This window comes from Roseospira visakhapatnamensis, assembly GCF_014197915.1.
Lineage (GTDB): Bacteria > Pseudomonadota > Alphaproteobacteria > Rhodospirillales > Rhodospirillaceae > Rhodospira > Rhodospira visakhapatnamensis.
Genome location: NZ_JACIGK010000055.1, coordinates 1 through 9,507 on the forward strand (window position 1 = coordinate 1; position 9,507 = coordinate 9,507).

Below are 9,507 nucleotides of genomic sequence, written 5' to 3' on the forward strand. Positions count from 1 at the left end.
GCGCGTCGACGACGCCGGCCACCGGGTGATCCCCTTCCAGGGACGGGACGGCCGCTTCGCCGGCGTCCGCCTGCTGGCCCGCGACGGCAAGACCCAGGACCTGGCCCCGGGACGCGGCCGGCTGCCCGCCGAGGCGCTGCATGTTATTGCTCCGGACAACACCCTGCCCGAGAGCGGTCCCGTCGTCGTCGCCGGCGACCATGCCCTCGGCGTGGCCCTCGCCCGCGCCACCCGCGCCCCCGTGGCCGTCGCCGCCGAGGCGGCCGCCCTGCCGGCGGCGGCGCGTGCCCTGCGCGCCCGAAGCCCGGCCGTGCGGCCGGTGCTGGTGACCACCCGGGACGGGCCACCGATGACCGGCGCGATCCCCCAGGTGACCGTCGCCCCCGGCGCCTCGACCGGCGCCCTGCGCGATGCCCTGGCCGAGGTCCTGGAGGACCGGGCCTGGCAGGTTTGGCGCGCCGGCCGGAGCCCGGGGCCGGAGGACCGGCACCCCCTGCTGCGCGTCGGCCAGCTGCGGCGCGGCGCCCGCCTGGACGACGCGGGGAACCTGCTGCTGCCGCTGCGCGACGCCGGCCTGCGCATCGATGGTGTCCAGGTCCTCGACCCCCGGGGCCGGCCGGTCCGCACCGTCACCAACCGTCCGGACACGCCCCTGGGTCATGTCCTGGGGGGCTGGGTGGGCACCCGGTCCTCGTCGGGTCCCCTGGTGATCACCGACAGCCTGGACGCCGCCGTGGCCCTGCACCGCGAGACCAGGGCCACCGTGGTCCAGGCCGCGCGCGGCACCGAGGCCCTGGCCCGCGCCCTCAGGCGCCGCTTCCCCGACCGGCCCATGCTGGTGGCGGACGACGCCGGCGCCGGCGACACCCGGGCCGTGACGATCGCCCGGGCCATCGGCGGCCAGCTCCTGCCCCTTCCCATGACGGACCGCCAGTCCCTGCGCCAGGCCCTGACACGGGCCGGCCTGCCGCCGCGCACCCGCGCCCCCGCCAGACCCCGGACCGCCGCGCCGGCCCCCTCCCACGCACCGGACTGAGGCGGACCAGGGCACCGGCCCATCCCCTCACGCGGCCCTGTCCCGGCAGCCGATCCGGCTTCAGCGCGCGGACATCGCCTCCACGGCACACCGGCACCGCGACGATCGTCCAGAGAAGGCCAGCAGCCTGGTCGCCATGCTCCCACCGGACCGACGTGGAAAAAAAGGGGCACTCGTGCGAAGTCGTGCGAAGTCGTGCAAAGTCGTGCGAAGTCGTGCGAAGTCGTGCGAAGTCGTGCGAAGTCGTGCGAAGTCATGCAAACTCGTGCAAAGTCGTGCAATCGAGGCATGAGCGACATCTTATATACTCGTGAATTCAATGAGTGGTCGACGTTTTATCTTGAATAGCCACCAAACGACGGTGAAACTCCCGTTGTGAACCACGGGGACTCTATGCCGGCCGCCGTCCATGCCCGCCACATCCCAGGCGGACACCGCCTGGGCGGCCCCCATGGTCACCGATCGCCATCAGGCGACCCCATCGCGTCACTACCACTATAAGGAGATAAACCCCATGACCACCATCATTCCATTTACCTTCGAGGACAGTGAGTTCCGTGTCATCACACGCGACGGCGACCCCTGGTTCGTCCTCGCCGACGTATGCGCGGTGCTGGAGATATCGAAGCATCGGGACGCGGCCGCTCGCCTCGACGCCGACGAAAGGGGGTCGGTAATAGTGGACACCCTTGGAGGCCCCCAGGAAGTCGGTACGGTCAACGAGTCCGGCCTGTACGTGCTGATCATGACCAGCCGCAAGCCGGCCGCCCGGCGCTTCAGGAAATGGGTCACCGCCGAGGTGCTGCCGGCGATCCGCAAGACCGGGCGCTACGAGGCCGCGCCCGGGCGTCAAGACAAGGGCGGCACGGGCGCCATGATCGCGATCCCCGTTTCCGAATACATGGCGCTGTCGCAGCAGCTGATCCGGCTTCAGCGCGAGGATATCGCTTATAAAGTACACAAGCGCCGGGACGATCATCTTGAGAAGGCGAACAGCCTGGTCAATATGCTCTTTCAGGAAACCGCCCTCACCGACGAGCAGATTGCACAGGCTCTTGTCGATTACGCGGGCGGTTACATGCCCGAGTGGGTCGCCTGGAAGCGCCGCCTGTGGTCCGAGGCCCCCGTGTCCTGACGAACGCCGCGTCGTCCAGCACCAGGAAAGCCGCCCGCCCGGGCGGCTTTTTTGGTGCCCGCCCCTGGCGGCCGGTGCGGAGCTTCTCCCCATTGAGCCGCAGGCGAATACGGGCAGGACGCCCCAACGGGGCGGCGCGGTGGTCCACGAGTGGGACCACCGCGCCTATCCTGCCACCGGAACGACAGGCAAAAAGAAACGGGCACTCCTGCAAACTCCTGCAAACTCCTGCAAACTCCTGCAAAGTCATGCAAACTCCTGCAAAGTCGTAGAAACGACGCCTCGCCACCGTTTTTTCTTGCGGACCACACGGTCCGTGGTGAAGGTACCGCAACGAACCATGAGGACTCTATGTTGGTCGCCGTCTACGCTCGCCACTCAACCGAGCATCAATGCACCTCCACAGCCGATCAGATCGCCCGCTGCCACGCCTACTGCGCGGCCAAGGATTACATCGTGGTCGATACCTACGCCGACGAAGCCCTCTCCGGCGCCACCCTCGCCAACCGGCGCGGCCTCCACGCCATGATGCGCGCCGTGACCAGATCGGATTTCGAGCGCATCATCACCGAGGACCTGTCCCGCATCAGCCGCGACCAGTCCGATATCGCCGCCCTGTACAAGAAGCTGTCCTTCCTGGGGATCGCCCTGGAGACGGTCTCGGAAGGCGAGATCAACGAGTTGCACATCGGCCTCAAGGGCACCATGAACGCGCTCTACCTGAAGGACCTGGCCGACAAGACCCGGCGCGGCATGATCGCCTCGGTGAAGCGCGGCGCCATCCCCGGCGGCCGCACCTACGGCTATGACCTGATCAAGAGATACGACCACGCCGGCGAGCCCATCCGGGGCGCCCGGGCGATCAACCCGGGCGAAGCCGACGTGATCCGGACGATCTTCACCGACTACGCCGAGGGGCAAAGCCTCAAGCGCATCTGCGCGAACCTCAACGCCATGGGCATCGCCTCGCCGGCCGGCAAGCGCTGGCTGCCCAACGTGCTGGTCGGCACCGCCAGCCGGCAGACCGGCATTCTGCGCCAGACGCTCTACAAGGGCCTGCTGACCTTCAACAAGATGCAGTTCAAGAAGCATCCGGAGACGGGCAAGCGCACGTCGGTCATGCGGCCCCGGGACGAGTGGATCGAGGTCGCCGTGCCGGATCTGGCCATCATCGACGCAGGGCTGTTCGACAAGGTGCAGGATCTGATCAAAACGCGCGCCACCGCCCGCGAGGAGGCCGCCGAGGAGAAGGCGGCGGCGACGGCGGAACAGGCGGCCGCCCGCGAGGCGGCCCGCCAGCGGAAGTGGCGCGCCGCACAGGTCAAGAGCCCCCAGAAGCGCCGCTACTTCTTCAGCGGCCACCTGCTCTGCGCGGCCAGCGGCGGCACCATGCGCTATCATCGCAAGGGTGTGTACGGCTGCGATCACGCCCGGACCTGCCCGACCTGCACGATCGAGGTGCCGGAGCTGATGCGCTGGAGCCTCGCGGCGTTCCGGGCGATCACCGAGGCCGATATCGCCGCCTGGGCGGCGCGCCCCGAGGTCGCGGTGCAGCGCCAGGGGTTCGACGAGATGATCGCCGCCATCGACGCCAGCGTGGCCAGCAAGCGGGCCGAGGTCGCCACCATCCTGGACACACTGGGCAGCCACGCGCGCACCCGGGAGGTCCAGCGCTACCTGGAAGAGCGCGAACAGCGGCTGCGGCGCTGGCACATCGACCGGGTCAACATCAAGCGGCGGCGCGAGGCGATCACGCCCACCCCGGCCGTGACCGACGCGGCCCTGAGAGCCTTGCGGAGCCTCATCACCACCCTGGAGACCGATCCCGATAACCATCTCGCCAACACGGCCCTGCGACGCGTCGCGCCCCGCGTGACCGTGGTCCGCCGTGGCACCGTCAGCCTGCATGTGACCTATCGCGAGCTTCTCAAGCTGGGACGCCCCGACCAGGGCTAGGATCATGGGCGGACGGGCTAGGCCCGTCCGCCCGGTCTGGCGTGGGGCGAGCACGCACGAGCTTCTCGCGCGCGGCGTCGGTCAGGAAGCGCGAGCGGTTGCCGCGCCCGGCAAGCCGATCGATCTCCGCGACCAGGCTTTCGTCCAGGGTCACGTTGTAGCGCTGGACGCGGCCCGGCACCGGCACGCTGACCAGTGTCAGGCACACCACCGTCTCGTCCGGCTCCCAGGTCACCTGCTCCAGGGGAGTCGGATCGGGGATGGCCTCGCCGTCCTCGACCATGACCGCGATATGCCCGGTCAGGGCCTCCGTCCCCGCCGCGATGGCCTCCTCGGCCGTACCGGCGGCGCTGATGCAGCCCGGGAAGTCGGGGAAGGTGATGCCGTAGGCGGACCCGTCCCGGTCCACGACGGCCGGATAGGTGCGGCGCATGGGTCGTCCTCCTGCCTTGACGCACGATCCGGCTCCTCAGCGGAGCCGGAGGCCGGACTGCTTCTCGATGCTGCGCAGGGTCTTGACGGTCAGGTCCTTGGTGGGGTGGGGAACCGTCACCTTGCCCGGCTTCGTCGGGTGCTTGAAGTGCCAGTGGTCGCCGGTGGTACCCACATGCTCCCACCCGTCGGCCTTCAGCCTCTTGATGACCACCCGGCTGGTCAGCATCCATCTTGCCTCCGCACAACATGTGTATGATACATATCATCCGAAGGCAGATCAAGCGGGCATATACGCATCGAGTGTATTCTTGGTGGCGCGTCTGCCTGACCGGCACCAAGGGCAGAGACGTCTCGCGCATCCGCCCGGTCTGGCGTAGCGTTGCGGTGACGTCATCCACCCGCGATATCGCGAGATGCCCCCATGACAACCACCCACGACCCGATCGAACAGCTCTGGCGCGACCTTGGCCGTGTCGACGGCGACGACACGGCCGCCCGCGAGGCCCTGGCCGCCGGCATGCCGATCTACTACCGGGAGCGCACCACGCCGCCGGGCCTCCAGGTCAAGGAATACCCGGACGGACGCCGCGAACTGGTGCGCTTCTCCCGCCAGGGGGACGACGTGATCCGCACCCTATGACCCGCCCGCGCCCCCAGCTCTGGGTGTTCGCCGGCCCGAACGGCGCCGGCAAGTCGACGCGGGTGACCCGCTACAAGGTGGCCGTTCCGAAAAAGACGCGCCAGCCACGCCGTGATCTCGGCATGGGATGGTGAGTCCCTCACGAACCGGCCAGATCTGGCCGGTTTTCCGCTGCTGTGCGGCGGCGCCGGCCAACGCCGGCGTCAGGCGCTCGGCCCGGCCGGCGCCGGCGAGGCCAGGCGGGCCAGCAGCGCGGCGTTCTGGGCCTCCAGAACCGAGAGGCGGCCGGCCAGGTCGGCGGTCCGCTCCCGGGCCTCCGTGGTCTCGCGCCGCGCCTGGGCGGCCTCGTCCCGCCCCTCGGCCGCGCGACGCTCCATCTCCTGCCCGCGCGCCTCGGCCACGGCCAGGGACTGGCGGAGGGCACCGGCCTCCGTCCGGCTGGCGTCCCGCTCGCCGGCCACGGCCTCCAGGCGCGCCCTGGTCTCCTCCAGGTCGGCGTTGAGCTGATCGGCCAGGTCGGCCGCATCCCGCCGCGCGGCCTCCACCTCGGCGCGGGCGGCCGCCAGCGTCTCGCGCTCGCCGGCCAGGCGCGCCGTGGCCAGGTCCAGGGCCACGGTCCACACCTCGGCCCCCAGGGCCTCCAGCTGATCGGCGACGGCCTGGGGCACGGGCTGGCGCTCGGGCACCTCGCGGGCGGCCTTGCGCGCTTTCCACGCGACCATGGCCTCCTGAATGGTGGTGAAGCTGCCGCCGCCCACGGCCTTGCGCACGGCGGCGAGGGTGGGCTTCTGGCCGGCGGCGTCGAGATCGTCGGCGGCGGCCCAGATGCGGTCCCTGGTGATGGCCATGGCGCTTTCCTCTTGTTGTCATAGTACGTTGTACAATACTACATACTATGACAACAGGCAAGCCCTCAGGGCGCCGCACTGCTCCCCCCTCGCATACCGATTGCCCTTCGTCCTGCGCTCCGCCAGGATTATGGGCATCCACACGGAACAAGAGTTGCGGGGGGCTGCTCTCATGCGCGCGGAGGTCCGCTTTACATCCGACAGGCTTTCCTTCGTGGCGAACGGGCGCATCCGGGGAAAACCACGGCCCCTGCCGTCGGACGCCGCGAACACGGTTCGCGACTGGATCAAAGCCTATCGGGCGCTCTGCGGACGCAAGGCGGCGGCCCAGGGCCTGCTGGACCTGGGACGGCAGATGTTCCGCTGGCTGGACGGACCGGAGGGCTCTCTCGGGGAAATGCTGAAAGAGGCGTTCGGCGAGTTGACGCTGGAGTTTCAGGCGGCCCGCCCGCTGTCATCGGACGCCGCCCCTTTCCTTCAGGCACCCTGGGAGCTTCTGGCCGACGAAACCGGGCATCTGGCCGCCCTGGACCGGCTGCTGTTCTGTCCGGTCCGCCGTCTGGGCACCGCGGTCGCCCCGCCCGACCCCGACCCCCAGTGCCTGGGCCTGGTCTTCATGGCCGCGTCGCCGCGCGACGTTCTCCCGGTGCTCGATTACGAGGCGGAAGAGACCGCCATTCTAGAGGCCACCGAGCGCCTGTCCCTGGACATCGAGGTCGAGGAAAGCGGCAACCCGTCCTTCTTGACGGATCGCCTGGCCGAGATCGGCGACATGCAGGCCATTCACCTGTCCTGTCACGGACGCTCCTTCCCCACACCCTGTCTGGCCCTGGAGGATGACGTCGGCGCGGAGCACAAGACCGACGCGGCGGAGCTGATCCGGGTCTTGCGGCCGGCGAAGCCGAGACTGGTGTTCCTGTCCGCCTGCCAGACCAGTGAGGAGGGACCCCAGTCGGATTCCCTGGCGACGGCCCTGGTGGACGGCGGCATTCCCGCCGTTCTGGGCTGGGATGCCTCGGTTCACGACCAGAGCGCCATCGACTTCGCCAAAGCCCTATACGGATTCCTCGCGAAGCCCCAACGCCTCTTGGAGGAAGCCTGTGCCGACGCCCGCCGCGCCCTGCTGAACGCCACCCTGAAAACACCGGCGCCGGGACACGCCGATCCCGCGCGGCGCGAGGAGTCGTTCGACCTTTCAGCGGTCCCCGGGGCCGACTGGCACATGGCGCGCCTGTGGCTGGGGCCGCAGGGTGGCGGCCCCCTGGTGCGGGGGCAAGAGCGGCGTCGCCTTGTGGCGACCGACACCGTGTACGGTGTGTTCGACCGCCGGAAGCAAACCGGGACGATCGCGGCGGCTCATATGTTCGTCGGACGACGGCGGGAGATCCAGGCCTGCCTCGCCGCTCTGAGGCTCTACACGGGCGCCCGCCGCAACGCCGGCCTGCTGATCCAGGGCATGGGACGATCGGGCAAGTCCAGCCTGGCGGCGCGCGTTCTGCATCGACGGCCGGATCTGACCCTGGTCTTCGTCGAGGGTCGCTTTGACGCGGCCACCATCGCCGCCGACATCGTCGACCGGCTGCCCCACACCCGGGACATCCTGCGGCCCGACAACCCCGCGCTTCTGGAGGCGGCCCGTGCGGAAACGCTCCTGTATGAGCGCCTCACACAGGTGTTGACGGGTCCCTGCGGCCAAACGGCGACGGGGCGGCCGCTCGCCCTGGTTCTGGACGATCTCGAACAGGGGCTGGAAGCCCCAACCGACGCCGAGACCGGGGCCTGGACCGTCCATCCGGAGGTGGCGCCGGCCTTGCGGGCCGTGGTGCGCGCCTTCGACCGCTGCCGGGAATCGGCCTCCGTGCTGCTGCTCACCAGCCGCTATCCGATCACGCTGCCGGATGGCACCGGCGATCTGGCTGAGCCCCTGGAGACGGTACACCTGCCGCCCATGGACGACGCGGGGCTGCGCAAGCTCGTCCAGCGGCGGTACCGGCATCACCGGGAACGGCATGGGTTGGGCACACTCACCAACGCCGGCGCCACGGAGGAGGACACGTGGCAGGCGTTCGAAGCCTGTGCCGAGGACGCGCGCGGCAACCCCGGCCTGGCCGATGCGTTGTTGTCCGTCGCCGACCAGGATCGCGAACGGCTGGCGGCCGCGCGCGATCACGTTCGGGGCTTTCTGGCCGCGGAACGAGCAGACGCCCCGGCGGATGCGTCCCTGGCCGACTTTTTCGACCGCCTGAAGCTGGACGGCCTGTTCGAAAAGCTGCGGCCGGTGGACCGAGATCTGTTGCGGGTCGCCACCCTCTTCAGCGCCCCGGTCCCCCCCGCCGCAATGGAGGCCGCCGCCGCCCGCTACGGCGGCTCGGTGGCTCGCTTGCGAGCCCTGGGGCTTCTCGATACGCATGAGGACCTGGTCACGCCCCGCACCCCCGCGCTCGCCGTCAACGCCCTGGCGACCCCCCGGCTCGCTCCTCTGTCCGAGACGGAAGAAAAGGACGGGGCGGCGGTGGTGGTCGAGCCCCTGCAAGACGCCTGGCCCCGGCCGACCGAAACCCTGCGGTTAGCGGCGCAAGACGAACTCTACCGCCTCGCGACCCTGGCCGGCCACGCCGCAATCCGCGCCCTCACGGCCGCTCCGATGCTCCAACGGCTGATCGACCGGCCGGACGCCCCCGGCGCGGCGGCCCTGGGTCAGGCGATCATCGCGGCGGCCGATGCCACGGACGCCCCGGTCGCGCGAGGGGTTCTGCGCAGAACCGCCGAGGCCATGCTGAAGACCGGAGAGGGAGACGCGGCCGACGCGCTGCTCGATCGGGCCTCGGTCCAGGACGAGACCGAGGCGATGGACTTCGATCTGGCCGCCGTGCACTTCACCGCCGCGAACCGGGCGCACCGCACAGGCGACCTGAACCGCGCCGAAGGGCTCCTGCGCCGCGCCCTGGATTACTTCCAGGTGGAGGATGACCGGCGTCACGTGGCCGTCACCATGGGCCAGATCGCCGACATCCTCCAAGCCCGCGGCCAACTCGACAAAGCCCTGCGCATCCTCCAGGACGAGGTCCGCCCGGCCTTCGACCGCCTCGGCGACGTCCGAGAAAAGGCCGTCACCATGGGCAAGATCGCCGACATCCTCCAAGCCCGCGGCCAACTCGACGACGCCCTGCGCATCCGAAACAAAGAACAACTCCCCGTCTATGACCGCCTCGGCGACGTCCACCAAAAGGCCGTCACCATGGGCCAGATCGCCGACATCCTCCAAGCCCGCGGCCAACTCGACGACGCCCTGCGCATCCGAAACGAAGAAGAAATTCCCGTCTATGACCGCCTCGGCGACGTCCACCAAAAGGCCGTCACCCTGGGCAAGATCGCCGACATCCTCCAAGCCCGCGGCCAACTCGACAAAGCCCTGCGCATCCTCCAGGACGAGGTCCGCCCGGCCTTCGACCGCCTC

At 69.7% G+C, this 9,507-nt stretch carries 9 protein-coding genes; 6 read left to right on the forward strand and 3 right to left on the reverse strand.

The window, feature by feature from the left end; genetic code table 11:
- The 3 genes from GGD89_RS18770 to GGD89_RS18780 form a co-directional block, all read left to right on the forward strand.
- A partial coding sequence (locus GGD89_RS18770) for a primase/helicase family protein (RefSeq protein WP_484592941.1) occupies positions 1–1,036 on the forward strand: 1,036 nt, incomplete at its 5' end.
- 514 nt (positions 1,037–1,550) lie between these two features.
- Positions 1,551–2,171, forward strand: coding sequence for a BRO-N domain-containing protein (locus GGD89_RS18775; protein WP_184048826.1), 621 nt, complete (start codon positions 1,551–1,553; stop codon positions 2,169–2,171).
- Positions 2,172–2,522: 351 nt separating this feature from the next.
- Complete coding sequence (locus GGD89_RS18780; protein ID WP_184048829.1) at positions 2,523–4,127, forward strand: recombinase family protein; 1,605 nt, start codon at positions 2,523–2,525, stop codon at positions 4,125–4,127.
- Here the strand turns inward: GGD89_RS18780 and GGD89_RS18785 are convergent.
- Together GGD89_RS18785 and GGD89_RS18790 are read right to left on the reverse strand one after the other, a co-directional pair.
- Positions 4,099–4,560 carry a type II toxin-antitoxin system HicB family antitoxin gene (locus GGD89_RS18785; RefSeq protein WP_184048832.1) on the reverse strand — a complete coding sequence of 154 codons (462 nt, stop codon included), beginning with the start codon at positions 4,558–4,560 and terminating at the stop codon, positions 4,099–4,101. The two genes, GGD89_RS18780 and GGD89_RS18785, sit on opposite strands and share 29 nt — an antisense overlap.
- Before the next feature lie 36 nt (positions 4,561–4,596).
- The gene (locus GGD89_RS18790; protein ID WP_221238568.1) at positions 4,597–4,788 is read right to left on the reverse strand and encodes a type II toxin-antitoxin system HicA family toxin; all 192 of its coding nucleotides are present in this window, start codon (positions 4,786–4,788) and stop codon (positions 4,597–4,599) included.
- A gap of 195 nt (positions 4,789–4,983) precedes the next feature.
- Here GGD89_RS18790 and GGD89_RS18795 point away from each other — a divergent pair, with 195 nt between their 5' ends.
- Positions 4,984–5,202, forward strand: a complete 219-nt coding sequence (locus tag GGD89_RS18795) for a hypothetical protein (RefSeq protein WP_184048835.1) — start codon at positions 4,984–4,986, stop codon at positions 5,200–5,202.
- Positions 5,199–5,336 carry a hypothetical protein gene (locus GGD89_RS18800; RefSeq protein WP_184048838.1) on the forward strand — a complete coding sequence of 46 codons (138 nt, stop codon included), beginning with the start codon at positions 5,199–5,201 and terminating at the stop codon, positions 5,334–5,336. The genes GGD89_RS18795 and GGD89_RS18800 overlap by 4 nt, the downstream gene beginning before the upstream one ends.
- 69 nt (positions 5,337–5,405) lie before the next feature.
- Here the strand turns inward: GGD89_RS18800 and GGD89_RS18805 are convergent, their stop codons facing one another.
- The gene (locus GGD89_RS18805) at positions 5,406–6,050 is read right to left on the reverse strand and encodes a DNA-binding protein (protein WP_184048840.1); all 645 of its coding nucleotides are present in this window, start codon (positions 6,048–6,050) and stop codon (positions 5,406–5,408) included.
- Positions 6,051–6,222: 172 nt separating this feature from the next.
- Between GGD89_RS18805 and GGD89_RS18810 the strand changes: the two genes are divergently transcribed.
- The coding region (locus tag GGD89_RS18810; RefSeq protein WP_184048843.1) for a CHAT domain-containing protein at positions 6,223–9,507 on the forward strand (3,285 nt) is incomplete at its 3' end.

What these genes read in the sequence shown, in the direction of transcription:
- GGD89_RS18775 (WP_184048826.1), top strand. Translation starts at nt 1,551, where the DNA reads ATGACCACCATCATTCCATTTACCTTCGAGGACAGTGAGTTCCGTGTC.
- GGD89_RS18780 (WP_184048829.1), top strand. Translation starts at nt 2,523, where the DNA reads ATGTTGGTCGCCGTCTACGCTCGCCACTCAACCGAGCATCAATGCACC.
- GGD89_RS18785 (WP_184048832.1), bottom strand. Translation starts at nt 4,560, where the DNA reads ATGCGCCGCACCTATCCGGCCGTCGTGGACCGGGACGGGTCCGCCTAC.
- GGD89_RS18790 (WP_221238568.1), bottom strand. Translation starts at nt 4,788, where the DNA reads ATGCTGACCAGCCGGGTGGTCATCAAGAGGCTGAAGGCCGACGGGTGG.
- GGD89_RS18795 (WP_184048835.1), top strand. Translation starts at nt 4,984, where the DNA reads ATGACAACCACCCACGACCCGATCGAACAGCTCTGGCGCGACCTTGGC.
- GGD89_RS18800 (WP_184048838.1), top strand. Translation starts at nt 5,199, where the DNA reads ATGACCCGCCCGCGCCCCCAGCTCTGGGTGTTCGCCGGCCCGAACGGC.
- GGD89_RS18805 (WP_184048840.1), bottom strand. Translation starts at nt 6,050, where the DNA reads ATGGCCATCACCAGGGACCGCATCTGGGCCGCCGCCGACGATCTCGAC.